Below are 25933 nucleotides of genomic sequence, written 5' to 3'. Positions count from 1 at the left end.
GCCACGCTAGTCGCGAACCGGCCCAGGAGTATGGTCCACTTCCATGACGGATGGAAGGGCCAATTCCGAGCCCGGCGCGGACCTGCACCTGGACCTGACGGGCAGCCGCGGCCGGGCCGACCTGGTCTCCGCCCTGCACGCCTCGATCCGCAGCGGCCGGCTCGTCCCTGGCACCCGGCTGCCGTCGTCCCGGACGCTCGCCAAGGACCTGGGCATCGCCCGGAACACCGTCGCGGACGCCTACGGCCAGCTGGTCGCCGAGGGCTGGCTGACCGCGCGCCAGGGCTCCGGCACTGTTGTCGCCGGCCGTCCCGGCGTGACCCAGCCGCCTCCGCCCACCGAACGGCCGACGCGCCGCCGCTTCCGCTACGACCTGCTGCCCGGTTCGCCCGACGTGTCCACGTTTCCGCGCACCGAGTGGCTCGCCGCCGCCCGCAAGGCGCTGTCGGCGGCCCCGAATGACGCCTTCGGGTACGGCGACCCGCGCGGCCGCCCCGAGCTGCGCCGGATGCTCGCCGACTACCTGGCCCGCGCCCGCGGCGTCCACGCCGACCCGGAACGCATCCTGATCTGTTCCGGCTACGTCCAGGCCCTCAACCTGCTCAGCGAGGCGCTCCGCAACCAGGGCGCCACCACGATCGGGGTGGAGGAGTTCGGCTACAGCCTGCACTGGGACGTGATCAGGACCCGGGGCCTGACCGCGGTACCGGTCGCCGTCGACGAGTACGGCGTACGGCCTGAGCAGCTGACCGGTCAGGCCGTCCTGCTGACTCCAGCCCACCAGATGCCGACCGGCGTACCGATGGTGGCCGAGCGCCGTACGGCGGCACTGGAGTGGGCCCGCAAGACCGGCGCGGTCCTGATCGAGGACGACTACGACGGCGAGTTCCGCTACGACCGGCAGACCGTCGGCGCGCTGCAGACGCTGGACCCGGAGCGGGTCGTCTACACCGGTACGGCGAGCAAGAGCCTCGCGCCCGGCCTGCGGCTGGCCTGGATGGTCGTGCCGCAGCACCTGATGGAGCCGCTGCTCGCCGCGAAGCGCACTGCGGACCTGCAGACCGCCACGCTCGACCAGCTGATCCTGGCCGAGTACATCGAGTCGGGCCACTACGACCGGCACGTACGACGCTCCCGGCTGCACTACCGCCGTCGCCGCGACCGCCTGGTCGAGCTGCTCGCGGTCCGTGCGCCCGGCGTACAGGTGGCCGGCATCTCGGCCGGTCTGCACGTCCTGCTCGACGTACCGGGTGACGCTCAGGACGTGGTCGAGCGGGCAGCTCGGCAGGGGCTCGGCGTCGCCAACCTGAACGCGTACCACTTCAACAACGCCTCGACTCGCCAGGCGCTCGTCGTCGGCTACGGCACGCCGCCGGACCACTCGTACTCCGGCGCGCTGGACCTGCTCTGCCAGGTACTAGGCGTTCTTGACTAGCGCCAGGACCTCGTCGGCGCAGCCCCACGACAGGGTGACGCCGGAACCGCCGTGGCCGTAGCAGTGCACGACGGTCTGCTCGCCGACCCGGACGCTCTCGCAGCGGACCGCTGGGCGTGCAGGCCGCAGACCGACGCGGTGCTTGATGATCTTGGCCTGCTTGAGCTGCGGGATGTGCACAGCTGCCCTGGCGAGGATTGCCTCGGCTGTGTCGGGCCGGGTCGCCAGGTCCCAGCTGTCGGGCTGGCTGGTGCCACCGATGACGATGTCGTTGGACCGCGGTACGACGTACGTGAGGTCGCTGGGGCTCTCGTCGGCCAGCAGCCAGTCGGTCAGGCCGAACTGCTCGACGGTCAGCACCTGCCCGCGGACCGGCGTGACGGTCGGGTCCCCGGCCGTGAGCCGGGCGCCGAGGCCCGCGCAGTTCACGACGACGTCAGCCGAGTTCGGCAGCGCTGAGAGTGCTGCGCGGGTCAGCGAGCCGCCGGCGGCCTCCAGCCGGTTAACCAGGTACTGCAGGTAGAGCGGCATCTCGACCACAGGAGTGGTGAACGACCAGCCGTCCCTGAACCCCGTCGGCGGCGCTCCGACCCGCTCGAAGTCGGTCAGCACGTCCGCCCAGCCAGGGGTCGGCGTCGACTGGGTCAGGAACTCCTGGCCACGCCGCAGCCGCACCGACGGCTCGTTGGCCGCCAGCTCCACCAGTTCGCCGTACGTCGTACGAGCCCACCCGGCGACCCGCTCGGCCGGAGCCGACAGGTACGGGTACCAGATCGCGGCGGCCACCGCCGAGGTCGTCTCCAGCGGCAGGTCCCGCGCGAACACCCCCACGTCGTACCCGGCCTCGGCCAGCCGCACCGCCGAGCTCAGCCCGATCACGCCGGCACCCACCACGATCACGCGCATGCACAGATTGTCACCTGATCACCCCGGTCCCGCCAGTCACAGGCGGCGGGCAGCGCTCAGCGCAGGTCGACGGCGAGTGAGTAGAGCCGGGTGATCTGGGTGGCGCCGTCGTTGTCGTCCGACAGCAGGTAGAGCTGGCGACGGCCGCCCGGCAGGTGGCCGCCGAGAGCCAGGGCCTCGACGTTGTCGAGCAGCGGGTTCGGCTGCGGCTGCTTGGCGACCGCGCCGGACGGCGGGCAGTCGACCAGGTCGAACAGCAGCTGCTTCTGCACGAAGTCCGTCGCGGGCGCGGTCGCGATCGACTCGCGCTTGCTGACGTCCGGGGCGTGCCGGGTCGAGACCGAGAAGACCCGGATGGTGTTGCCGACGCCCGCGACAAAGGTGCGCTCCATCGACAGGAGCTGGTTGCGGCCGACGACCGCCAGCTCGACCAGGTTCAGGCCCGGGTCGGTCTGGTACGCGAGCTGCGCGACGGGCGTGTAGCCACGGCCCGGCAGGCCGGCGTACCGGATGATCCGGTTGCGGCTCCGGCCGTCGGCGTCGACACCGTCGGGGGCGAGCGCGCCCTCCATTCCGGCGTACAGGGAGAGGCCGTCAGGGCTCACGGCGAGCGACTCGAAGGTCGCGTTCGCGGTCGCCTGACCGGCCGGCGCGACCTGGAAGCGGGCCGGGACCGGCAGCGACGCGGTCTCCTTGCCGTCGGACAGCCGGAAGCGCCGGATCGTGGGCTCGCGCTCCGACGTCGCCAGGATGGTCCGGTCGCCGCGCTCGACGACGAGCCCTTCGCCGTCGAAGTCGGCTCCCGTGTACGGCGTACCGTCGGGCCGCTTGAGAATCGTCATCCCGTCGACCGACACCGTCGGCTTGCTGCTGATCCGCAGGTCGAAGACACGGGCCGGGCTGGTCTGCACGTTGTCCACCAGCGCGACGGCGTGGCCGGGCCGCGTCACGTTGAGCGCGGACAACCCGGAGACCTTCTGCCCGGCGTACGTGGTCTTGTCCAGGCTGTCGGTGAAACCGAGCAACCGCGCGTCCGGCGAACACGTGCCGCCGCTGTGACCGGGGTGTGCGGCGGCGGTGAGCGGCGCCGCCAAGGACGCGAGAACAACGGCCGTGGACAGCGTGGACTTCCAGCGCATCAGGAACCTCCGAAACGACGACAGGGCTGCCGAAAACCTACTCGTCCATGTGGAAGACGTCGCGGGTGTACACCTTGTCCGCCACATCCGACAGCTCACCGGTCAGCCGGTTGGCCACGATCACGTCGGTGCTGCGCTTGAACTCGTCCAGGTCGTTGATCACGCGCAGGCCGTCGAAGGTGTCGGCGTCCAAGGCGGGTTCGTGGATCACGATCTCGGCGCCGGCCTGCTTCAGCCGGCTGACGATGCCGAGGATGCTCGAGGACCGGAAGTTGTCCGAGCCCTCCTTCATCACCAGCCGGTGGATGCCGACCGTCTCGGGCTTGCCGGCCAGGATCTGCTCGGCGACGAAGTCCTTGCGGGTGGCGTTCGACTCGACGATCGCCTTCATCAGCCGCTGCGGGATGTTGTCGTAGCTGGCCAGCATCTGCCGGGTGTCCTTGGGCAGGCAGTAGCCGCCGTACCCGAACGACGGGTTGTTGTAGCCGGCGCCGATCCGTGGCTCCAGACTGACGCCGTCGATGATCGCCCGGGTGCTGAGGTCGTGCTGGGCCGCGAACGTGTCCAGCTCGTTGAAGAAGGCGACCCGCATGGCCAGGTAGGTGTTGGAGAAGAGCTTGACCGCCTCGGCCTCGGTCGAGCGGATCGCGAGGACCGGCGTGTCCGGCTGGGCGGAGCCCGCCAGCAGCAGGTCGGCGAACCGCCGCGCGGCCGGCGTGTCGTCGCCGACGATGATCCGCGCCGGGTGGAGGTTGTCGTGCAGCGCGTGGCCCTCGCGCAGGAACTCCGGCGAGAACACCACCTGGCGGCCGTACTCGGCCGACATCCGCTCGCTGAACCCGACCGGGACCGTCGACTTGACCACCGGTACGGCGGTCGGCGAGACCTCGACGACCTGCCGGATCACCGACTCCACCGACGAGGTGTCGAAGTTGAGGGTGGTCGGGTCGTAGTCGGTCGGCGTCGCGACGACGACGTAGTCCGCCGCGGCGTAGGCCGCGTCGGCGTCGGTAGTGGCGCGCAGGTCGAGCGGCGCGGTGGCCAGGAACTTCGACAGGTCCTCGTCGACGAACGGGCTCTCCTGGCGGTTGACCAGGTCCACGCGCTCCTGGGCGATGTCCACGGCGACGACCTCGTTGTGCTGCGCCAGGACGGCAGCGTTCGAGAGTCCGACGTACCCCAGGCCTGCGACGGCGATCTTCATGGGCAGGAGGCTACCGGGCGACGGGCGGCTCCCGGGGAGCCGCCCGCCTGCGGACCGGCTACTCGACCGTGACCGACTTGGCCAGGTTGCGCGGCTTGTCGACGTCGTGGCCGAGCGCGACCGACGCGTGGTAGGCCAGCAGCTGCAGCGGGATGGTGAGCAGGATCGGGTCGAGCTCCGGCTCGTTCTTCGGCACCCGGATGACCGCGGCCGCACCGTCCGGTACGACGACGCCGGGGTGCGTCACGACGTACAGGGGGCCCGAGCGCGCGGCGATCTCGTGCAGGGCACCGATGTTGCGGTCCAGCAGCTCGTCGTCCGGCACGATCGCGACGGTCGGGACGTCGGGCGAGATCAGCGCCAGCGGACCGTGCTTGAGCTCGGAGGTCTGGTACGCCTCGGCGTGCCGGTAGGAGATCTCCTTCAGCTTCTGCGCGCCTTCGCGGGCGACCGGGTAGCCGCGGGTGCGGCCGACGAAGAACAGGCTCTCGTGCTTCGCCAGCCGGCCGGCGATCTCGGCCAGCTCGGTCTCGGTGTCGACGATGGCCTGGATCTGCTCGGGGATCTTCTTCAGGCCGTCGATCAGCCGGCGGCCGTCGGCGGGGGAGACGTCGCGGATCCGGCCCAGGTGGATGCCGAGCATCGCGAACCCGACCGCCATGTTGGTCAGCGCCTTGGTCGAGGCGACCGACACCTCCGGACCGGCGTGCAGGTAGACGCCGCCGTCGACCTCACGGGCGATGCTGGAGCCGACCGCGTTCACCAGGCCGATCACGCGGCCGCCCTTGCGCTTCAGCTCCTGGACGGCGACCAGGGTGTCCAGCGTCTCGCCGGACTGGCTGACCGCGACGTACAGGGTGTCCCGCTCGACCACCGGGTTGCGGTAGCGGAACTCCGAGGCCGGCTCGGCGTCGGCGGGGATCCGGGCGACCTCCTCGATGAACTGCGCCCCGAGCTGACCGGCGTAGTACGCCGAACCGCAGCCGAGGATCTTCACCCGCTTGATCTCGCGGGCCTCCCGGGCGTCCATGTTCAGGCCGCCCAGGTGCACGGCGTGGAAGCGCTCGTCGAGCCGGCCGCGGATCACCCGCTGGACCGCCTCGGGCTGCTCGTGGATCTCCTTGACCATGAAGTGCTCGTGCGCGCCGCGCTCGAACTCCTCGGCGTCCCACTCGACCGTCTTCTCGGTCTTGGTGGTGGTCCGCGAGTCCTGCGTGAAGGTGCGGTAGCCGTCGGCGCGGACGGTGGCCAGCTCGCCGTCGTCCAGGTAGACGACCTGGCGGGTGTAGCGGATCAGCGCGGCCGCGTCGGAGGCGACGTGCATCTCGCCGTCGCCGACACCGAGGATCAGCGGGCTGCCGTTGCGGGCGACCACGATCCGGTCGGGGAAGTCCAGGTCGATCACGGCGATGCCGTAGGTGCCCTCGATCCGGCGCAGGGCGGCCAGCACCTTGTCCTCGAGGGTGTCGCCGTCGGCCTGCTCGATCAGGTGCGCGAGCACCTCGGTGTCGGTGTCGGAGCGCAGCTTGACGCCGGCGTCCTCCAGCTGGGCGCGCAGCACGCCGGCGTTGTCGAAGATGCCGTTGTGCACGACCGCGATCCGCTCGTTGCCGCTGGCGTGCGGGTGCGCGTTGTCCTTGCTCGGGCCGCCGTGGGTGGCCCAGCGGGTGTGGCCGATGCCGACCTTGCCGCCGAAACGCTTGGGCAGCGAGGCCTCGAGCTCACGGACCCGGCCGGCGTCCTTGTGCACCTTCAGCTCGCTGGAGCCGACCACCGCGACACCTGCCGAGTCGTATCCGCGGTACTCCAGCCGGGCCAGGCCGTCCACCAGGATGGGCGCGGCCGGCTTGGTGCCGACGTACCCGACGATTCCGCACATGGAAGGGGTTCCTTTCGCTGTTGGTCAGCCGTAGACGATCCGTCGTAGCTGCCGGGCAGACAGTTCGGGGGAGCGGACCGGCCAGTGCCGCAGCTCGTCGCCGAGCCGGGCGAAGATCTCGTCGTTGCGCGCGCCGTAGGTCTGCAGCTCGCGGTGACGTCGCCGGACGTACTCCTCGGTGGTCTCGGTGAAGTACGCGAGTACGTCGGCGACCACTCGCCGGGCGTCCTCGGTGGTCAGGCCGGTGGTCCGGCTGACCTGGTCGACCAGCTCGTCGCTGGGCTGCGTCACCTCACTCATCACCCGACAACTGTGCTGGTTGGACGCGCGGATGCCAAGGATCTGCCCGAAATCGGGCAAATCCGGCTGTTTTCTCAGATGCTGACTGGACTAGAACAGCCGCAGGACGTCGGATTCCATGCCGCGCAGCGCGTCGTAGTCGACCGTGACGCAGTCCAGACCGCGGTCCGTGGCCAGGAACTGCGCCTGTGGCTTGATCAGCTGGGCGGCGAAAACCCCGCGGACCGGGGCCAGCAGGGGATCGCGGTTCAGCAGTTCGACGTACCGGGTGAGCTGCTCGACACCGTCGATCTCACCCCGGCGCTTGATCTCGACCGCGACGTGCTTGCCGTCGGCGTCGCGGCAGAGCAGGTCGACCGGCCCGATCGCGGTCGGGTACTCGCGGCGGACCAGCGTCCAGCCCTCGCCGAAGGTGGTCACGTGCTCGGCCAGCAGCTCCTGCAGGTGCGCCTCGACGCCGTCCTTGATCAGCCCGGGATCCAGGCCCAGCTCGTACGACGAGTCGCTGAGCACCTCCTCGAAGGTGATCCGCAGTTCCTCGCCGGCCTTGTTGGTGACGCTCCAGACGCCGTCTTCCTCGATCAGCTTGCACGGGGGAGACATCCAGTTCAGCGGCTTGTACGACCCACCGTCGGCGTGGATCAGCACGGAACCGTCCGCCTTCACCATCAGCAACCTGGGCGCCATCGGGAGATGGGCGGTCAGCCGGCCGGAGTAGTCCACTGAGCAACGAGCAATCACCAGGCGCACGAGGAGACACCGTAGTCCAAGTTCCTGGAGAGTGCATGAAGACTGCCTGGTGGGTTCCTGGTAAGGCCGGGCGACGGGTGGGAATCTTTGGGTACGACCACTTCTGGGGGACTGCCCGATGAATCTGATGTGCCCAGCCCGAATTCTCCTGCCCTTGCCGGGCACGCCACCACAAGCCTTCGCCGGCGAGCGGGTCACTGCTGTGTACGCCGCTGCCTCGACTCCTACGGCCGCGGAGTTGGCTGCCGGCCTCGGCGTTGAGGTGACCGTGCTCGAGGATCCTGCCGGTCAGTTGCAGGAGATCTCCGACGCCCATCGCGGCGAGACCGTCGTGCTGCTGGGCGCCGACTTGGGTGTGCGGCTGCCCGCGGTGGTCGAGCACACTGGCGACGGCTGGACGTCTGTCGTCGCCGACAGCTTGCTGCAGGCCGCGAACGCCATCACCCTGCAGACCTACGAGCAACGGGCCGACTCCTTCCGCTCCACCATCCCTCGCGATCCGAACGACCACCTGATCCGTCTGGTCGACAAAGCGCTTCCCGCCGGCGGGACGGTGCTCGAGCTCGGCAGCGGCACCGGTCGCGACGCCGCCGAGCTGGAACGGCGAGGGCATCAGGTCCGCCGTACCGACGCCACGCTCGCCTTCGTCGAGATGATGCGCGCCGACGGTTTCAAGGCCGACCTGCTGAACGCGCTGACCTCCGACTACGGCGGTCCCTACGACCTCGTCTTCGCCGATGCCGTCTTCCTGCACTTCACCGCCGGCCAGCTGGCGCAGGTGCTCGCCAAGTGCGCCGACGCCGCACCCTGGCTCGCCTTCACCACCCGCGAAGGCGAAGGTGTCGAGTGGTCCAACCGCTTCCTCGACCTCCCACGTCAGTTCACGCTGTGGGAGGAAGGGCCGCTCCGCGCGCTGCTCGCGGACGCGGGCTGGCGGGTGCAGGAGCTGGAACGCGGCGAGACCCGCTCCGGCGGCTGGTTCCACATCCTCGCCGACCGGGTCGCGGCATGATCCGGGCCGGCGTCATCCTGCTCGCCGACCACGGCCTCGCCGCCATCGAACGCGTCCGGGCCGGCCGTCGATACCACACGCTGCCCGGCGGCGGCGTCGAACCAGGCGAGACCTCTGCCGAGGCCGCCGTCCGCGAAACCCACGAGGAGCTGGGACTGATCGTGAAGCTGCACGGCCTCGCCGCCGTCGTGAACTTCCGGCTCAGCACTCAGCACTACTACGCCGCGACCGCGCTGAGCGGCACGTTCGGCGCGGGGACGGGTGCCGAGTTCACCTCCCCGCCGACGTCCGAGTCCGGCAGCTACCGCGCCGTCTGGCTTCCCCTGTCCGATCTCACCCACGAGGACCTGCGCCCGATGCCCATCGCCACCGCTCTCCAGTCCGCGGCGAGTCCCCAGCACCTGCTGGACACGTGGCTCGCCGAGCCGCCGACCTTCGACGAGGTCCCGTCATGACGCCGGTGCTGGGCACGGCCCGGTCGGCAAGTTCGACGGCTCCGGCGGCCTGCCGGCTCAGCCGAGAGGAGGTGTGAGGTTGACCTCCCAGGTGACTCACCTCATGGGCAGACCAGCGGGCGACTGGCACACTGCGGCCATGGCGCGTGAACTGCAGACAGTCGGTGTGGTCGGGCTCGGCACGATGGGAGCCGGGATCGCGGAGGTGTTCGCCCGGCACGGGCTGACCGTGGTCGGGGTGGAGCGGGACGAGCAGGCGGTCGAGCGCGGCCGCGGGCACATCCAGCACTCCACCGACCGGGCGGTCAAGCGCGGCAAGCTGTCCGTCGAGGACCAGCAGGCGCTGTTCGACCGGGTGACCTTCGCCACCGAGCTCGAGGCGCTGGCCGACTGCGACCTGGTGATCGAGGCGGTGATCGAGCGGCTCGAGCTGAAGCGCGAGATCTTCTCCGCGCTCGACAAGGTGGTGCGCGAGGACGCGATCCTGGCCACCAACACCTCGTCCCTGTCGGTCACCGAGATCTCCGTGGCCACCGAGCGCCCGCGCCGGGTGGTCGGCATGCACTTCTTCAACCCCGCTCCCGTGCAGGAGTTCGTCGAGGTGATCAAGACCGTCGTCACCGAGCCGGACGTGGTCGAGGACGTGCTCGCGCTGGCCCGCAAGCTCGACAAGGTCCCGGTCGTCGCCGCGGACCGGGCCGGCTTCATCGCCAACGCGCTGCTCTTCGGGTACCTGAACCACGCCGTCTCGATGGTCGAGTCGCGCTACGCGACCCGCGAGGACGTCGACGCGGCGATGCGGCTCGGCTGCGGGTACCCGATGGGCCCCCTCGCGCTGCTCGACCTGATCGGCCTCGACACGGCGTACGAGATCCTCGACACGATGTACAAGCAGGGCCGCAACCGGCTGCACGCGCCGGCGCCGATCCTCAAGCAGATGGTCACCGCGGGCCTGCTCGGCCGCAAGACCGGCCGCGGCTTCTACACCTACGAGTCGCCGGACTCGCCGGTCGTGGTGGACGACGACCTGACCCCGCGGGCCGACGGCGACCAGACCGCGGTCCGCCCCGTCCGGCAGATCGGCGTGGTCGGCTCGGGCACGATGGCCGTCGGCATCATCGAGGTCCTCGCCAAGGCCGGGTACGACGTCCTGTACGTCGCTCGCGGCACGGAGAAGGTCGACCGGGTTCGCGCCGGCCTGGAACGCTCGCTGGAGAAGGGTGTTCAGCGCGGCAAGCTGTCGTCGGAGGAGCGCGACGCGGCGCTGACCCGCATCGTCGGCACCGCGAAGCTCGACGACCTCGCGACCGCGGACCTGGTGATCGAGGCCGTCGTCGAGGAGCTCAGCGTCAAGCAGGCCCTGTTCGAGACCTTCGACGAGATCTGCAAGCCCGGAGCCATCCTCGCGACCACGACGTCGAGCCTGCCGGTCATCGACCTCGCGATGGCGACCAAGCGCCCGGCCGACGTGGTCGGCCTGCACTTCTTCAACCCGGCCCCGGTCATGAAGCTGGTGGAGGTCGTCAGCACGGTCAGCACCACACCCGAGGTCGCCGACACCGTCGCGGCCGTAGCCGTTGCCGCCGGCAAGCACCCCGTGCGCTGCGGCGACCGCGCCGGCTTCATCGTCAACGCGTTGCTCTTCCCGTACCTGAACGACGCGGTGCGCATGCTCGAAGCCCACTACGCCGGTGTCGACGACATCGATGCCGCCATGAAGCTCGGCTGCCGCCTCCCGATGGGCCCGTTCGAGCTGCTGGACGTGGTCGGCCTGGACGTGTCGCTCGCGATTCAGCGCACCCTGTACCTGGAGTTCCGCGAGCCCGGCTTCGCCCCGGCGCCGCTGCTGGAGCACCTGGTCACCGCGGGGTACCTGGGCCGCAAGACCGGCCGCGGCTTCCGGGACTACTCCAACTGACCACGACGCCTCCCGCTCGGCGTTGGCTCGCCGGCGGGACCGCTAATCCAGATGCGACTGTGCTGACGGGCGTCCTACTCTCCTGAGATGGACGCCCGTCAGCCACCGAAGCCCGGTCTCTGCAGAAGGACGCCGACGGCCAGTGGGTTCGCCGCTGGACCGGTGCCGACTGGTTCACGCCGGCCGACACGTGGGTGCGCGCGCAGTTGGCAGCGGCCGGCATCGCCGTCACCGGTGAGCCGATCCCGTACAAGATCCGCTTCTGGGCTGCCGTCTGGTGCTATCCGACCGACCGGGGGCTGTACTGGTTCAAGGAGAACAACCCCGGCCAGTCCTTCGAGGCGGCCCTCGTCGACGCGATGGCCCGAGAGCTCCCGCAGCACGTGATCGCCCCCCTCGCGATCGAACCCACCCGCGGCTGGTTCCTCACCGCGGACCAGGGTGCGACCCTCGACGAGCAGCTCACCCAGGTCGACCCGCTGCTGCTCTGGCGCCGGCTGGTCGTCGAGTACGCCGCCCTGCAACGCGACACCGTCCCCGCCGAACAGCCCCTCGTCGCCAGCGGCCTCACCCGCCTCGGTCCCGATCAACTCGGCGACACCGTGCACGCCATCGCCGACTGGTTCGCCGATCTAAGCGCTGACCATCCGCTCGCCCTCGGCGGCCCGCCAGACCGTCACGCATCCGGCGGCGGGTCTGACTCACACGCGCTTGCCGGCGCGCCTGACAGCCACGCGCTTGGCGACACGCCAGGCTCCGGTGTGCCCGGTGTGCCCGGTGTGCCCGGTGTGCCCGGTGTGCCCGGTGTGCCCGGTGTGCCCGGCGCCCGCGGGCTCGGCTCGCAGGTCGAGCAGTTGCACCGGGCGGCTGACAACCTGGCCGGCTGGGGCGCGAAGTTCTCCGGTGCGATCCCCTTGGCGCTCGACCAGAACGATCTGCACGCCCACAACGTGTTCGCGGCGAGTCCGACCGCGCCGTTCCGGTTCTTCGACTTCGGCGACGCGCTCTGGGGCCACCCGTTCGTCACCCTCGCCTGCGTCCACGCCGCACTGGTCGACCCCGACGACCCCACCACTTGGGCAGCAGACGATCCCCGCCTCACCGAGATCACCGACGCCTACCTCCACCAGTGGACCGACCTCGCACCCCTCGACGTACTCCACGCCGAGCTCGAGGCGGCCCTGCCCCTCCACGTCGTCCACCGCCTCGTCTCCTGGCACCGCCTCCTGGTTCACGCCGACGAGATCGAGGCGGCAGCCTGGGCTGCCTCACCGGAACACTGGATCGGCGAGGTCATCCGACTCTTCGGCCAGGACTGAAGCTCGGCGCGAGCTGACCCCTCGCGTGCGAGACTCCGGGACGTGACCACCCAGCAGACCAGCTCCTCGCTGCGGTCCGATGCCGGCGAGGTCGTGCAGTCAGTCGCCTTCCTGCTCATCCCCAGCGCCACCGGACTCGGCCTGCTCGTGATGCCGGACGTTGTCGGAGCGGACTGGCCAGGCTGGTCCTCGACGATGCTCCTGGTCGTTCTGCTCGTCGTACCGGCCGCGTTCATCCTCACGATGGTCTCCGGCGCCACCGGTCGAGCCGTCCGCTGGATCGCGGTGATCGCCGTCCTGGCTTGCGGAGCACGCGTCGTCTGGAGCCTGTACGACGCGGGGGAGCGCGCGGCCTTCGCCGCGATCGCCTTGGCGCCTTTCGCGCTCCTGCTGATCGCAGCCGTCCTGTTGATCGCCTACTCGTGGCCCCGAGCAACTACCCGCGAGCTGACCGAGGTCGCTCGAGCCAACGGCTGGCAGGTGAGTCGTGAACTGCCGCAGGGTCTTCGGCCGTCCACCCAGCACCACCAAGCCCCCGATACTCCTCCGAGCCCCGCGCAGCTCTCCCTCCTATCACCTCCCCGCCACAGCGGCGACCCCCGAACATCCGTCCGGCTGCCTACAGCGCCGCTTCCCTTGCCCGTCGGCCGGATCCGCGTGGTGCGCAACGTCGTACAGGCTGATCGCGCACTGGCCTTCGAGGTCCGCTGGCTCGAGTGGCACGGGATCGTCTGCCGGCGTCGGCGGCTGGCGGTGTTCGTCGGGCAGCAGCTGAAGCAGGAGCTGCCGGCGATGGAGGTCCGTCCCGGGAGCGGGCTCACCCGCTCGGACCTGTCCCTGGAGAGCGCCGAGTTCAACCGGTCGTTCGACGTGATCGGCGAGCAACCGCCGTACGTGATGGCGATGCTGCAGCCGCGCGTGATGCAGACTCTCCTGGACGCCCGTCCGCTCGGGCTGGTCGTCGACCGCGACGTCCTGCTGACCTACCAGGACGCGGGCCTGAACGCCGAGTCCCTGCAGCGCGGCATGGCGACCATCGAGCGCCTGAACGACCTGGTGCCACAGCACGTCTACGACCAGTGGGGCCTGCGCCGCCCTGCGACGCCTAGCTCGAGGCTGCGGTTCGCCGGACGGGCCTGGGAGTTCTCGGTCGGCAAGATCTACCTGCGCTGGCTGGCGCTCTCGACCGGTCTGCTCGGCCTGACGCTGGCGACCTGTCTGGCCGGCGCAGCAGCCGAGGCCCACGCCAACCAGACGGACTTCACCCCGGCCAGGTCGCTGACCTCACTGCTGATCGTGACCGTCGTACTGGGCCTGGCTGCGACCGTCTGCGGTCTCGCGTCCAGATCGCGCCTGGCTCACGGCTCGGCGTCGGCGTAGTCGCCGCACGGCCCGCCGCCGATGGCCGCCGGGATGGAGACGGTCCGCCGGTCCGGCCGGACCAGCGGGTCGTAGAACGCGGCGATCTCGGTGCTTGCCTCGGGCACGTAGTGGAAGATCAGCGAGCGCCGGAAGCGGTCGGTGCTGGAGTTCGGACGCGAGCCGTGCACGACGCTGCCGTGGAAGAACAGCACGTCCCCAGCAGTCATCTTGGTCTGCACCTTGCGCAGCCCGTCCGGAACCGGCACCTCGACGTTCGTGAACGACTCGGCCAGATCCGCCGGCTCCGGACACACCAGCTCGGTGCGGTGCGAACCCGGTACGACGGCCAGCCCTCCGTTCTCCGCGTCCACGTCGTCGATCGCGATCCACGCGGCCAGGCAGGTCTCCGGGTCGGCGCGCAGGAACGTGTTGTCCTGGTGCAGCGCCTGCCCCCGCGCGCCCGGCGGCTTGAAGTAGAACATCGACTGCGCCCCCAGCGACGGCCCGATCAGCGCGGTCACCACATCGAGGATCCGGCTGTCGAGCATCAGCTCCAGCGACAGCCGACCGGCCTCGACATCGGTCCGGCGATGCGGGTGCACGAACCGCGGGTACCGCGCCAGCGGGTCGTTCGCCGGTACGCCGTCGTCGATCGCCAGCGAGTGGTCCGCCGCGACCTGGTCCATGAAAACAGTCCTGATCCGTTCGACCTCCGTGGGGCTGATCAGGCCGGGGACCTGGACCACACCCTCGCGCGCGTAGACGTCGGCGACGGTCTCGGACGCTGTGCTCGTCATACTCCGAGTCTGCGCGCCGCAGTCGCCGGAGTGGATAACCTATCGAACTGTGAACCTTCGAGATCCTGCTAGGCCCGACTCGTTCACGCCGACCGTACGGCGGCTGCTGGCCGGTGAGTTCGACGAAGGCCCCGGCTACACGACGTACCGGCGCCGTGGCACCACCGACTGGCTGCTCTTCCACACCCTCAACGGCCGTGGCCGCCTGGGCACGGCGCACTCCGATGTGATCGCTGCTCCTCAGAGCCTCACGCTGGTGAAGCCAGGGACTCTGCACGATTACGGGGTCGAGCCGACGCTGCGGCACTGGCATTTCCGCTACGCGCACTTCCACCCGAAACCCGACTGGACCCCGCTGCTCGACTGGCCTGAGGCAGCGCCCGGCATCCTGCAGCTCCACCCGAGCGAGCACGCTGCCGCCCGGATCGCCGGCCACCTCGCCGCGGTCGTCCGCCACCAGTCCAGCGTGCTGGCCCAGGGCGAGCTGCTCGCCCTGAACGCCCTGGAGGCCGCCCTCATCTGGGCCGACACCCAGAACCCGAAGGCCATCCCGATCGACGACCGGCTGCTCCGCGCGATCGAGCTGGTCGACCGCGACCTCAAGGCCGACCTCGACGTGCCGCGACTGGCACGCGCCGCGAACCTGTCCCCGTCCCGGTTCGCGCATCTGTTCCGCGCCCAGCTCGGCGCCACGCCCCAGCAGTTCGTCGAACGCCGCCGGATCGAGGCCGCCCGCCGGCTGCTCGAACTGACCACGCGTCCGATCTCCTCGGTCGCCGCGGAGGTCGGTTTCACCAACCCGCTGTACTTCTCGACCCGCTTCCGCCACCACACCGGCACCACCCCCACGGCGTACCGGAACGGCTGATGCACCGGCACCGAACGCGCACTCTGCCGGCACTCCCGCGGCATTCTTCCGGCATTCTCGAGCCGATTGATCGAGATCGGGCGAAACCGGTCGGCCCTGGGCCCTAGTCTGCTGCCATGAATCTTCGGACTGCCGTGGCGGTGCTGGCCACCCTCGTCGTTGTCGCAGTGTCGGCGTGCGCGCCGGAGGACGAGACCTCCGGTACGCCGAGCCCGACCGGACCCGATGCCTGCAGCAAGGACAAGCTCGCGCTGAAGACCGCGGGCACGTTCACGGTCGGTACCGACAAGCCGGCCTACGCGCCCTGGTTCACCGACGACGACCCGGCCAACGGCAAGGGGTACGAGTCGGCGGTGACGTACGCGGTCGCCAAGAGCCTCGGGTTCGCGGAGTCCGAGGTGAAGTGGCAGACCGTGCAGTTCAACGCGGCGTTCGCGCCGGGACCGAAGAAGTTCGACCTCGACGTGAACCAGATCTCGATCTCCGAGGACCGGCGCAAGGCGGTCGACTTCTCCTCGGGGTACTACGACGTCCGGCAGACCGTGATCACCACGGCCGGCAGCAAGATCGCCAACGCCAAGTCGGTCGCCGAGCTGGCGGACGCGAAGCTGGGCGCCCAGGTCGGCACGACCAGCTACACCTCGCTGCGGGACGTCATCAAGCCCAAGCAGACCCCGGCGGTGTACGACACCAACGACCTGGCCGTGCAGGCCCTGAAGAACAAGCAGATCGACGGCATCGTGGTCGACCTGCCGACCGGCTTCTACATGACCGCGGCCCAGCTCGACAACGGCAAGATCGTCGGCCAGCTCCCGGCCGGCGGGCAGGCCGAGCAGTTCGGGTTCGTGCTGGAGAAGGGCTCGGCGCTGACCGCCTGCGTCTCCAAGGCTGTCGACGGGCTGAAGGCCGACGGCACGCTGGCCAAGCTCCAGCAGCAGTACCTGACCGCGGAAGGCGCACCGGAGCTCTCGTGATGCACTTCGTCTGCTGGTCCGCTCCGCGAGTGATGCGCCGCACCGGGCGGCAGCTCGGGGCGGAGGACGCTGCTATCGGCGGCGGTGCGCCGGTCGTCGGTCGGATTGCCCGGAGAGCGCTGTGAGCGACTGGCAGCCGTCGGCGCTGCAGCTGGAGCGGCTGGCGTACCGGCGGCGACGGACCGTGCGGTCGGGGGTGATCGCCGCCGTCAGCACCGTCGTCCTGGTGGCGCTGCTCGTGGTCGGGATCGGTTCGACGCCGGGCTGGCCGCGGGTGCGGGAGACCTTCTTCAACGTCGACCGCGGCTGGGAGGCGTTGCCGGTCGTTGCCCAGGGCCTCTGGTTGAACGTCCGGGTGATGCTGGTCTGCGCCGTGCTGATCGTGATCCTCGGACTGACCCTCGCGATCATGCGGACGTTGCGCGGCCCGATCTTCTTCCCGCTGCGCGTCTTCGCCGCGGCGTACACGGATGTGTTCCGCGGTCTCCCGCTGCTGCTGGTGATCTTCCTGCTCGGCTTCGGCGTACCGGCACTGCAGTTGCGCGGGCTGCCGAACCAAGCGGTGATCTGGGGTGGTGCCGCGCTCGTGCTGACCTACTCGTCGTACGTCGCCGAGGTCTTCCGGGCCGGTATCGAGTCGATCCACCCGTCCCAGCGCGCGGCCGCGCGCTCGCTCGGGCTGTCCCACCGGCAGACGCTGCGCTTCGTCGTCCTGCCGCAGGCGGTTCGCCGGGTGCTGCCGCCGCTGCTCAACGACTTCGTCTCGCTGCAGAAGGACTCCGGCCTGATCGCCGTGCTCGGCGTCATCGACGCGATCCGCGCGGCGCAGCTCGAGACCGCGGAGGACTTCAATTTCACGCCGTACGTCGTGGCCGGAATCCTGTTCGTCGCGCTGACGATTCCGCTGACGCGGCTGACCGACTGGGTCGCCCGCCGGCAAGACTGGTACGGCGGGGGAGGGGGGCCGGTATGACGCTGCTGTCGCTGCGCGGGGTCCGCAAGACCTACGGCGCCAACGTGGTGCTCGACAACTTCGACCTCGACGTCGACGCCGGCCAGTGCGTCGTCCTGATCGGTGCGTCCGGCTCCGGCAAGTCGACGCTGCTGCGCTGCGTCAACCTCCTGGAGACCGTCGACGACGGCGTCATCGAGCTCGACGGCGAGGACATCACCGACCCGCGAGCCGACGCCGACCGGATCCGCTCCGGCATCGGCATCGTCTTCCAGTCCTACAACTTGTTTCCGCACCTCTCGGTGCTGGACAACGTCACCCTCGCGCCCATCCGCGTCCACGGCGTCGCCAAGGCAGCAGCCCGTGCCCAGGCGATGGAGATGCTCGACCGAGTGGGCCTCGCCGACAAGGCCGCGGCCCGCCCCGACAACCTCTCCGGCGGTCAGCAACAACGCGCCGCGATCGCCCGCGCGCTGGTCAACAACCCCAAGCTGATGCTGCTCGACGAGGTCACCTCGGCCCTCGACCCCGAGCTCGTCGGTGAGGTGCTCGACCTCCTCAAGGCCCTCAAGTCCGACGGCATCACGATGCTCGTCTGCACCCACGAGATGACCTTCGCCCGCGAGGTCGCCGACCAGATCTGCTTCCTCGACCAGGGCCGCCTCCTCGAGTCCGGCCCGCCGGCTCAGGTCCTCGGCGAACCACGCGAGCCTCGCACCCAGGAGTTCCTCCGCCGGATCACCAACGCCGGCCGCTTGTAGCGACACCGCGGTTCGGTGCGCGAGAACCGGCGACTACGAAGCCCGCAAGGGTTCTGGCATCGGCCTCGGCTCCATCTCGCTGCCGGAGCTGATGGCCGCCGTACTGGCGGGTGAGATCGGGACCTCGCGGATTCTGTAGCTCTAGGACATCGGCGGGACACCGGACTGCAGCGACGCCAGGTACTCGCCGACCCGTGTCTGGATCTCCTCCCGTGGGATGTCGCGCTCGCGCAACTCCTCCAGCCAGGACGTCAGGATCGGGTACGGCGCACTGAACTCCAGTGCGATGCCGTCCGGATCCCGGAAGTTCAGGTGGTACGAGAACTCCATGTCGCGAATCGGCGTGTACGTCACGCCGTACTTGTCGAAGCGGCGCTCCCACTCGACCAGCTCGTCCCGGCTCTCGGCGGCGAAGCCGAGATGGTCCAGGCCGGTGGTGAGCTCCGTGAACGGCCCACCGGCCTTCGCGTCGTGCTCGACCACCGACAACATGAACCCGCTCGGCCGGTCCACCAGGATCCGCGCGTAGCCGAAGTCCATCAGCTGGGTCAGTCCGAGCACGTCCACGTAGAACCGCTCACTACGATCCAGGTCCGTCACCGAGAAACTGACGTGGTCCACACCCCTGAAAGCAGGCATCCGAGCCCCCTCCCCTTGGACCGCAATCTAGCTCCGGACCGTCGCCCCGAACAGCCCCCGGGCCCCCGTCCCCCGAACAGCCCCCAGGCCGCCGTCGCCCCAACAGCCCCCGGCCGCCGGGGCGCCGAACGGGCACCCGGGCAGACCTGTACCGAGGCGCGGCCGCCTCAGCCCAGCGGGTTGAGCTCCTGGAAATCGGCTTCCTGCATCACGCGCCGTACGCCGATCGGCTGCTGCAGCGGCACTCCGCCGGGCCCAGGAACCTGCGAGACCAGCGCGGCGATCTCGATCGCGCGCTCCTCGGACTCGACGTCGATCACCTGGAAGCCGGCCAGCAGCTCCTTCGACTCCAGGAACGGCCCGTCGGTGATCACCGGAGCCGACACCCCGTCCGACGTCACCGACTTGGCCAGGTCCGGCCCGGTCAGCGCCTCGCCGCCGATCAGCTCACCCGACGCCCGCAGGTCCGCGTTGAGCTTGTCGTAGTAGTCCATGTGCGCCTTCACGTCCTCCGGCGCCCACTCGGTCATCGGCGTCTCGATCGCCCCACCGTTGTAGTCCACGATCAGCAGGAACTTCGTCATCTCGGTCTCCATCCGTTCGGCGCCCCAACGGCGCTCTCACCCAGGGGACGAACCCGACGCGCGGTCCTCGACATCCCCCGACACAAAAACTTAGCGGGAGGACAAATAGGTCAGCACGGCCATCACGCGGCGGTTGTCGTCCTCGGACGGCGGCAGGTCGAGTTTGGCGAAGATGTTGTTGGTGTGTTTGCTGACCGCCTTCTCGGTGACGAAGAGGGCGGCGGCGATCGCGGCGTTCGAGCGGCCTTCGGCCATCAGGCCGAGGACCTCGGACTCCCGCGGCGTGAGGCGGGTGACGGGGGAGTCGCGGGTGCTGCGGGCGAGGAGCTGGCCGATCACGTCGGGGTCCATCGCGGTGCCGCCGGCCGCGACGCGGCGGACGGAGTCGAGGAAGTCGGCGACGTTGGAGACCCGGTCCTTGAGCAGGTAGCCGACCGCGCCGCCTCCGCCGGTGAGGAGCTCGCGGGCGTAGAGCTGTTCGACGTACTGCGACAGCACCAGGATCGGCAGGCCGGGGACCTGGCGGCGGGCCTCGATGGCGGCCTTGAGGCCCTCGTCGGTGAAGGTCGGGGGCAGCCGGACGTCGACGACGGCCACGTCCGGCCGGTGCTCGACGAGCGCCGGGACCAGCCGGGGGCCGTTGTCGACGGCTTCGACGACGGTGAAGTCGTGGGCTTCCAGCAGCCGGATCAGGCCGTCCCGGAGGAGGGCGTGATCTTCAGCGATGAGGACTCGCAAGGCAACTCCATGATCACGGTGGTCGGCCCGCCGGTCGGGCTGACCACGGTCAACGTACCGTCGAAGGCGGCCAGTCGCCGCTGGATTCCGTACAGGCCACCTCCCACCGTGACCGTCGCCCCGCCGACCCCGTCGTCCCCGACGAGGATGTGCAGCCGCTCCTCCTCGTGCGTGATCTGGACCCAGGCGTTCGTCGCGGCCGAGTACTTGACCGCGTTGGCCAGCGCCTCGGCGACCGCGAAGTACGCCGCGGACTCGACCGGCGCCGGCGGACGACCCGGTACGTCGAACATCACGTCGACCTTGAACGGGCAGGTCAGCGCGAGCGCCTTGACCGCGCCGTCGAGTCCCCGGTCGGCGAGTACCGGCGGGTGGATGCCGCGGACCAGGTCGCGCAGCTCCGACAGCGCTGTACTGGCCGACTCGCGGGCCTCGGTGAGCAGGGCCGCGGCCTGCTTGGGGTCACGAGCCACCATCTCCTCGGCCATCCCGAGGTTCATGCTCAACGCGGCCAGCCGGGCCTGCGCGCCGTCGTGCAGGTCGCGTTCGATCCGGCGCAGCTCGGCGGCCTGGGTGTCGACGGTCTCGGCGCGGGACTCGGCCAGTTCGCGGACCCGGATCGCCAGCTGGGCGCTCTCCGTCGGGCCGAGCAGCGACTTGGCCAGGTACGCGTTCGCCCGCAGCAGCCGCTCACCCGAGGCCGACCAGATCAGGAACGCGACGAACCCGAGCGGCACCATCGCGAACGCGGTCAGCGGGTTCAGCTTCGGCAGGAGGCCTCCGAACGGTTCGTCGAACACGCCGTCCGGCGTCACCCAGACCAGGAACGGGTAGATCAGGTAGAAGACCGAAGCGAGGAACAGTACGGCGGACAGCAGGTTCAACGTGAAGCCCAGCACCGCGTTGACCAGCAGCCAGGCGACGTCGCGCCAGGTGGCCGGGTCGGCGAGCGTGGTCCGCAGCCACATCAGCATGCCCGGCATCGGCGGCTTGCGGTACGGCCGCTCGATCCGGACGCCGAGGAAGCTCGACAGCACCGTGCGGTGGCAGTTCGCGAACCAGCGGACGCAGGGCACGAAGACCAGCAGCATCGGGATCCCGACCCAGACCGCGATCAGCGGCACCGAGACGACGTTGAGCACGAAGAACGCGATGCCGATCTCGGCCAGGATCGCCAGCCCGAGCGCGACGAAGGGCTGCGCCAGCCGCGGGAACCGCAGCGGCGGCGCCTTGGGGGCGCTCTGGACGGTCGTCATGTTGTCTCCCGTGGTCAGGTCCTGCGAACTCCCTCCATCATGACGGAGTCCCGGGTCCGCCTCAGTGGTGCTAGACCCACCCTGACCAGGTGCTTAACCCCCGGACCGGCCGGGTGACAGCACGCGTGTGCCGAGCGGCGTTGGGCACCAGGGTGGATCACGTACGTTGGCCGCGGCTGCACGCCTAGGCCTCCACCGCTCACGAGACGAGGCACCAGATGGCCCAGCCACTTGCCCTTGCCCCCACCCGCACCAAACCGAAGGGCAGCGACTTCGCGCCGCTGCTGCGCCAGGTCCGCGACGCCGGACTGCTGGAGCGCCGTACGGCGTCGTACGCGATCTCCATCGGGCTGAACGTCGCGCTGATCGCGGCCACCTGGGCGGGCGTGGTCCTGCTGGGCAACTCGTGGCTGCAGCTGCTGCTGACCGTCCCGCTCGCGATCTTCACCACCCGGGCCGCGTTCTTCGGCCACGACGCCGGGCACCAGCAGATCGGCAGCTCCCGCAAGGCGCACGACCTGATCGGGCAGCTGCACGCCAACCTGCTCTGCGGGATGAGCTACGGCTGGTGGAACGACAAGCACAACCGCCACCACGCGAACCCGAACCACACCGGCAAGGACCCGGACGTCGGCGAGGGCGTGCTGGTCTGGACGCTGGAGCAGGCCGAGGGCCGGACCGGGCTGCACGGCTGGCTGAGCCGCCACCAGGCGAAGATCTTCTTCCCGCTGCTCACCCTCGAGGGCCTCAACCTCAAGCTGTCGAGCGTGCTGTTCCTGGTCGGCCGCCGCAAGCGCCACGACGCCCGCGTCGAGCTGATGCTGATGGCCGCGCACGTCACCCTGTACTTCGGCGCGCTGTTCCTAATCATGTCGCCGGGCAAGGCGATCGCGTTCGCCGCGCTGCACCACGCGCTGTTCGGCCTGCACCTGGGCAGTGTCTTCGCGCCGAACCACAAGGGCATGGAGATGCCGGACGACGACAGCAACTGGGGTCACCTGGAGAAGCAGGTGCTGACGTCGCGCAACGTCGACGGCGACCTGGTCACCGACTGGATGATGGGCGGCCTGAACTACCAGATCGAGCACCACCTGTTCCCGAGCATGCCGCGGGCCAACCTGCGGTTCGCGCAGCCGATCGTCCGCTCGTACTGCGAGAAGATCGGCATGCCGTACCTCAGTACGGGACTGATCGCGTCGTACCGGATGGGCCTCGGTCACCTGCACGACGTGGGCAGCGAGCTCCGCGCCCAGCACGCGAAGTGAGCAACTCTCCGCCAGGGACGGCGGCCGGGGCCGGAATCGGTTAGGTTCCTGGTCTCGGGGCCGACCTTGCACGAGGGAGACCTGCATGACCGACACGTCCGGTTTGAGTCGTCGCGGCCTGCTCGGAGCCGTCGCCGGCGCAACCGCCGCCACCGCCCTGTCGACGCCTGCGTGGGCTGCCGACGATCCACGGCCCGGAGCGGTCCGCCCGCCCGCGCTGGACAAGTACGACCGGCAGGTGGTCCAGCAGATCTCTTCGGACCGCGCCCTGCAGCACCTGAAGGTGCTGTCCGAGCAGATCGGCCCCCGGATCGGCGGCACGGTCAGCGAGAAGCGGGCCGCGGACTACCTGGCCGGCCAGCTGGACCGCTTCGGCTACCGGACCCGGCTCGAACCGTTCCCGGTCGCGGACAAGTTCACCGCCCAGATCGGCGACCTGCGCAACGTGCTGCCGGACGACATCTGCTGGCAGGCGGGCGCGGCGCCGGGCGGCAAGCTCAACGTGACCGTTCAGGGTCCGGCGCGCGACGTCGGGCCCGCGACGGCTCCGGTCTGGCCGGCGGATGTCGCCGGCGCCGTCGTACTGGCTGATGACACGGCTGCGGCCCGGCCTGCCTTCGTCGCCGAGGCCGCGGCGCGTGGCGCCGTCGCGGTGATCCTGCTGCCGGCGGATCAGGTCTTCCCGCGCCGGGCGTCCGCCTTCGCGCCGAGCGGCCTGACGGACGCGCCGATCCCGGTGATCGGCGTGGCGCAGGTCCAGAAGCGACTCCTGCGGGAGGCGCTCGCGGTGGTGACGTCATTGCCGCTGTCGATCGGTACGACGGCCCACCGCAGCCTGATCTCCAACAACGTGATCGGCGAACGCCGCGGCAAGGGCAGCAACCCGCCGATCGTGATGGTGTCCGGCCACTACGACACGGTGATCGGCGCGCCGGGCGCGAACGACGACGGCTCCGGCACGGTCCTCACGCTCGAGCTCGCGCGTGTGCTGGCGAAGCTGCCGACCGAGGCGACGCTGCGGTTCGCGCTGTGGGGCTCGGAGGAGCAGGGCCTGATCGGCTCGCGCTACCACGTGGCGCAGCTCGCGCAGGACCAGCGCGACCGCTACCGCGCCGTGTTCCAGAACGACATGGTCGCGACCAGCTGGGACCCGGCGATCGTCTACTGGCTGCTCTCCTTCGACGGGCTCCCCAACACCGCGACGGACGCCGTACGGGCCTCCGGCCAGAGACTCGGGTACGACGCGCAGCTGGTCGGCCCGGTCACCCGCGGAGCCAGCGACCACCAGTCGTTCCAGGAGGTCGGCATCGCCGCCGCGAACTTCTCCTGGCGAGGTGAGTCGTCGCCCGCGCTGCTCGAACCGCCGTACCACTCGCCGGAGGACACCATCGCCAAGAACGTCAGCCTCGAACGCCTCAAGGTCTCGATGGAGCTGATCGGCACCGCCGCCTACTCCGTCGCCCGGCGCCGCTGAGCCGGCCCGTGCGCAGAGCCCGTGCGCGGAGGGCCGTGCGTCGGCGGATAGCCTTGAGGCGACATGTCACCTCGTCGGCGCAAGCCCTCCAAGCACACACGGCCGGTCAGTGACCGGCCGTTGCTCGGTGGTACCCAGGAACGGCAGAGCCGCCTCGACGGTGACTGGATCGTCCGGCGGGTCAGCGGTACGGCGTCGACCAAGGCGTACCGCTGCCCGGGCTGCGACCAGACGATTCTGCCGAACACCCCGCACGTGGTGGTCTGGCCGGAGAACCCGAGCCTGCTCGCGGCGATCGGCGGCGCCCAGTCCCTGGACGAGCGCCGGCACTGGCACACCACCTGCTGGCAACGCCGCCGCTAGAAAGGCCTTCCGGATGAAGCTTCCTGTCACGTCGTACGGCGAGAGCGGTACGCCGGTCGTGGTGATGCACGGCCTGTTCGGCTCCGGCCGGAACTGGATGACCGCCGCCCGCCGGCTGGCCGCGTCGCACCGGGTCTTCGCCCTCGACCTGCGCAACCACGGCACCTCCGAGCACGTGCCGACGATGACGTACCCGGAGATGGCCGGGGACGTCCGCGAGACGATCGAGGCGCTCGGCGTCGGTCCGGTCGCGCTGGTCGGGCACTCGATGGGTGGCAAGACCGCGATGCTCACCGCGTTGACGCACCCTGAGGTGGTCGAGCGGCTGGTCGTCGTCGACGCGGCGCCGGTCGCGTACCCGCCGCAGTTCGAGCAGTACACGCAGGCGATGCGCGGCGCCGACCTGTCGAACATCCAGCGCCGCGCGGAGGTCGACGCGCAGCTCGCGGCCGCCGTACCGACGCCGGGCACGCGGGCGTTCCTGCTGCAGAACCTGATCCTCGACGACCAGGGCGCCCGCTGGCGGCCGAACCTCGAGGTGATCGAGGCGAATCTGCCGGGGATCTCGGGCTGGCCCGACGGCATCACCGGCTCGTACGACGGCCCGACGCTGTTCGTCTACGGCGGAAAGTCGGACTACGTCCAGCAGGATCACCGGGCCGCCATCGAGGCGCTGTTCCCGCAGGTCCGGTACGAGGTGGTCGCCGAGGCCGGGCACTGGGTGCACGCCGAGCGGCTGGACGACTTCCTCGCGGTGCTGACGCCGTTCCTGGCGTGATTCATTGACCGTTCGCGTAGGGTCTAGGTAACTTTCTACCCAGACGCGAGCGGGAGGTTGCCGGTGCACCGATCAGTCCTGGCCGTCGGCGGTCACATCGGGGACATGGACCTGTCGGCCGGGCCGACGCTGGCCAAGCTCGTGCTCGAGGGCGCGAACGCGACGATCGTCGCGCTGACGCCGGGGGAGCGCGGTCACCCGCGGCTCTCGCCGGCGGAGTACCGGCAGCAGAAGGTCGCCGAGGGCGAGGCGTTCGCGACCGCGATCGGCGCCGACTTCATGGTGCTCGGGTACAGCGAGGGCTTCCTGCCCGACACCGACGACGTCGCGCTGGAGCTCGCCACGATCATCCGCGACCAGCAGCCGGACACGGTGATCACGCACTGGCGGCACAGCTCGCAGCGCGACCACGAGCACACCGCGCGGGTGGTCGAGCGGGCGATCTACCTGGCCGACCTGCCGATGGACCACGAGCTGCCGCGGCACGCCGTACGGATGCTGCTGCACACCGAGCACGCCGAGGACCTGCGCGACTTCGCGCCGACGTCGTACGTGCCGATCCCGGACGACGCGTTCTACCGGTGGGTGAGCGCGATCCGGCACCAGGCGTTCGCGCGGGGCGAGACCGACGGGTTCCGGCACATCGACTACTACACGGCGCTGATGACGATGCGCGGATGCCAGGCGGGCTACCCGCGCGCGTGCGCGGTCTTCGATCCCAGCGGTCCGCAGGTGAGCAAACTGTCGGCGTGACGGACTCCAGGCAACGCCTTTTTCGGATATTCCGGATATTCCGGGTTTGAAC

26 protein-coding genes are annotated in these 25933 nt (G+C 70.1%); 15 read left to right on the top strand and 11 right to left on the bottom strand.

From position 1 onward, the window contains the following. The first annotated feature begins 43 nt into the window (after positions 1-43). Positions 44-1435, top strand: coding sequence for a MocR-like pyridoxine biosynthesis transcription factor PdxR (gene pdxR / locus ABD235_RS26725; RefSeq protein WP_344178997.1), 1392 nt, complete (start codon positions 44-46; stop codon positions 1433-1435). Here the strand turns inward: pdxR and ABD235_RS26720 are convergent. From ABD235_RS26720 to nucS, 6 genes are all read right to left on the bottom strand, one after another. Continuing rightward, positions 1418-2341 carry an FAD-dependent oxidoreductase gene (locus tag ABD235_RS26720; protein WP_344178996.1) on the bottom strand — a complete coding sequence of 308 codons (924 nt, stop codon included), beginning with the start codon at positions 2339-2341 and terminating at the stop codon, positions 1418-1420. The two genes, pdxR and ABD235_RS26720, sit on opposite strands and share 18 nt — an antisense overlap. 56 nt (positions 2342-2397) lie before the next feature. Next, positions 2398-3480 carry an esterase-like activity of phytase family protein gene (locus tag ABD235_RS26715; RefSeq protein WP_344178994.1) on the bottom strand — a complete coding sequence of 361 codons (1083 nt, stop codon included), beginning with the start codon at positions 3478-3480 and terminating at the stop codon, positions 2398-2400. 37 nt (positions 3481-3517) lie between these two features. Then, positions 3518-4684 carry a nucleotide sugar dehydrogenase gene (locus ABD235_RS26710; RefSeq protein ID WP_344178992.1) on the bottom strand — a complete coding sequence of 389 codons (1167 nt, stop codon included), beginning with the start codon at positions 4682-4684 and terminating at the stop codon, positions 3518-3520. A gap of 58 nt (positions 4685-4742) precedes the next feature. Beyond that, complete coding sequence (glmS, locus tag ABD235_RS26705; protein WP_344178990.1) at positions 4743-6563, bottom strand: glutamine--fructose-6-phosphate transaminase (isomerizing); 1821 nt, start codon at positions 6561-6563, stop codon at positions 4743-4745. 24 nt (positions 6564-6587) lie between these two features. Continuing rightward, positions 6588-6863, bottom strand: a complete 276-nt coding sequence (locus tag ABD235_RS26700) for a hypothetical protein (protein ID WP_184796256.1) — start codon at positions 6861-6863, stop codon at positions 6588-6590. 90 nt (positions 6864-6953) lie between these two features. Continuing rightward, on the bottom strand, positions 6954-7613 hold the full coding sequence (gene nucS / locus ABD235_RS26695) for an endonuclease NucS (RefSeq protein WP_344178987.1): 660 nt from the start codon (positions 7611-7613) through the stop codon (positions 6954-6956). 118 nt (positions 7614-7731) lie between these two features. Here nucS and ABD235_RS26690 point away from each other — a divergent pair, with 118 nt between their 5' ends. From ABD235_RS26690 to ABD235_RS26670, 5 genes are all read left to right on the top strand, one after another. Further along, entirely contained in the window at positions 7732-8625 is an 894-nt protein-coding gene (locus ABD235_RS26690) for a class I SAM-dependent methyltransferase (RefSeq protein ID WP_344178985.1), read from the top strand. Continuing rightward, positions 8622-9080 carry an NUDIX hydrolase gene (locus ABD235_RS26685; RefSeq protein WP_344178983.1) on the top strand — a complete coding sequence of 153 codons (459 nt, stop codon included), beginning with the start codon at positions 8622-8624 and terminating at the stop codon, positions 9078-9080. The genes ABD235_RS26690 and ABD235_RS26685 overlap by 4 nt, the downstream gene beginning before the upstream one ends. Positions 9081-9219: 139 nt before the next feature. After that, a complete protein-coding gene (locus tag ABD235_RS26680) occupies positions 9220-10998 on the top strand; it encodes a 3-hydroxyacyl-CoA dehydrogenase family protein (protein ID WP_344178981.1) in 1779 nt (592 codons plus the stop codon). Positions 10999-11192: 194 nt separating this feature from the next. Continuing rightward, on the top strand, positions 11193-12317 hold the full coding sequence (locus tag ABD235_RS26675) for a hypothetical protein (RefSeq protein ID WP_344178978.1): 1125 nt from the start codon (positions 11193-11195) through the stop codon (positions 12315-12317). Between the two features lie 42 nt (positions 12318-12359). Continuing rightward, positions 12360-13697 (top strand): hypothetical protein, encoded by a 1338-nt coding sequence (locus ABD235_RS26670; protein WP_344178975.1) that lies wholly within the window; start codon positions 12360-12362, stop codon positions 13695-13697. Here ABD235_RS26670 and ABD235_RS26665 read toward each other — a convergent pair. Continuing rightward, positions 13676-14476, bottom strand: a complete 801-nt coding sequence (locus ABD235_RS26665; RefSeq protein ID WP_344178974.1) for a phytanoyl-CoA dioxygenase family protein — start codon at positions 14474-14476, stop codon at positions 13676-13678. The genes ABD235_RS26670 and ABD235_RS26665 overlap by 22 nt on opposite strands. A 49-nt stretch (positions 14477-14525) precedes the next feature. Between ABD235_RS26665 and ABD235_RS26660 the strand changes: the two genes are divergently transcribed. From ABD235_RS26660 to ABD235_RS26645, 4 genes are all read left to right on the top strand, one after another. Continuing rightward, the gene (locus ABD235_RS26660; RefSeq protein WP_344178973.1) at positions 14526-15344 is read left to right on the top strand and encodes a helix-turn-helix domain-containing protein; all 819 of its coding nucleotides are present in this window, start codon (positions 14526-14528) and stop codon (positions 15342-15344) included. 116 nt (positions 15345-15460) lie between these two features. Further along, positions 15461-16318, top strand: coding sequence for an ABC transporter substrate-binding protein (locus tag ABD235_RS26655; protein WP_344178972.1), 858 nt, complete (start codon positions 15461-15463; stop codon positions 16316-16318). 121 nt (positions 16319-16439) lie between these two features. Next, a complete protein-coding gene (locus ABD235_RS26650; protein ID WP_344178970.1) occupies positions 16440-17291 on the top strand; it encodes an amino acid ABC transporter permease in 852 nt (283 codons plus the stop codon). Further along, positions 17288-18031: an amino acid ABC transporter ATP-binding protein gene (locus ABD235_RS26645; protein ID WP_344178968.1), complete on the top strand. Its 744-nt coding sequence runs from the start codon at positions 17288-17290 to the stop codon at positions 18029-18031. Before ABD235_RS26650 ends, ABD235_RS26645 begins: the two co-directional genes overlap by 4 nt. Positions 18032-18172: 141 nt before the next feature. Here ABD235_RS26645 and ABD235_RS26640 read toward each other — a convergent pair whose 3' ends face one another. From ABD235_RS26640 to ABD235_RS26625, 4 genes are all read right to left on the bottom strand, one after another. Continuing rightward, positions 18173-18670 (bottom strand): VOC family protein, encoded by a 498-nt coding sequence (locus ABD235_RS26640; protein WP_344178965.1) that lies wholly within the window; start codon positions 18668-18670, stop codon positions 18173-18175. 167 nt (positions 18671-18837) lie between these two features. Beyond that, complete coding sequence (locus tag ABD235_RS26635; protein WP_344178963.1) at positions 18838-19254, bottom strand: YciI family protein; 417 nt, start codon at positions 19252-19254, stop codon at positions 18838-18840. Between the two features lie 90 nt (positions 19255-19344). Continuing rightward, positions 19345-19992: a response regulator gene (locus ABD235_RS26630; RefSeq protein ID WP_344178960.1), complete on the bottom strand. Its 648-nt coding sequence runs from the start codon at positions 19990-19992 to the stop codon at positions 19345-19347. Beyond that, the gene (locus ABD235_RS26625; RefSeq protein ID WP_344178958.1) at positions 19944-21248 is read right to left on the bottom strand and encodes a sensor histidine kinase; all 1305 of its coding nucleotides are present in this window, start codon (positions 21246-21248) and stop codon (positions 19944-19946) included. Before ABD235_RS26625 ends, ABD235_RS26630 begins: the two co-directional genes overlap by 49 nt. Positions 21249-21466: 218 nt before the next feature. On the opposite strand from ABD235_RS26625, the gene ABD235_RS26620 reads away from it, so the two are divergent. The 5 genes from ABD235_RS26620 to ABD235_RS26600 all read left to right on the top strand — a co-directional run bounded on the left by ABD235_RS26620 (position 21467) and on the right by ABD235_RS26600 (position 25881). Further along, complete coding sequence (locus ABD235_RS26620; protein WP_344178956.1) at positions 21467-22513, top strand: fatty acid desaturase family protein; 1047 nt, start codon at positions 21467-21469, stop codon at positions 22511-22513. An 85-nt stretch (positions 22514-22598) separates the two neighbouring features. Beyond that, positions 22599-23987 (top strand): M28 family peptidase, encoded by a 1389-nt coding sequence (locus ABD235_RS26615; RefSeq protein ID WP_344178954.1) that lies wholly within the window; start codon positions 22599-22601, stop codon positions 23985-23987. A 63-nt stretch (positions 23988-24050) separates the two neighbouring features. Further along, entirely contained in the window at positions 24051-24350 is a 300-nt protein-coding gene (locus ABD235_RS26610) for a hypothetical protein (RefSeq protein WP_344178951.1), read from the top strand. A gap of 13 nt (positions 24351-24363) precedes the next feature. Continuing rightward, entirely contained in the window at positions 24364-25128 is a 765-nt protein-coding gene (locus tag ABD235_RS26605) for an alpha/beta fold hydrolase (protein ID WP_344178950.1), read from the top strand. A 63-nt stretch (positions 25129-25191) separates the two neighbouring features. Next, positions 25192-25881 carry a PIG-L deacetylase family protein gene (locus ABD235_RS26600; protein ID WP_344178947.1) on the top strand — a complete coding sequence of 230 codons (690 nt, stop codon included), beginning with the start codon at positions 25192-25194 and terminating at the stop codon, positions 25879-25881. The last annotated feature ends 52 nt before the right edge of the window (positions 25882-25933 follow it).

Origin of the sequence: Kribbella lupini (genome assembly GCF_039529595.1) — a bacterium.
Classification (GTDB): Bacteria; Actinomycetota; Actinomycetes; order Propionibacteriales; family Kribbellaceae; genus Kribbella; species Kribbella lupini.
This window is presented reverse-complemented; position numbering and strand designations above follow the sequence as displayed.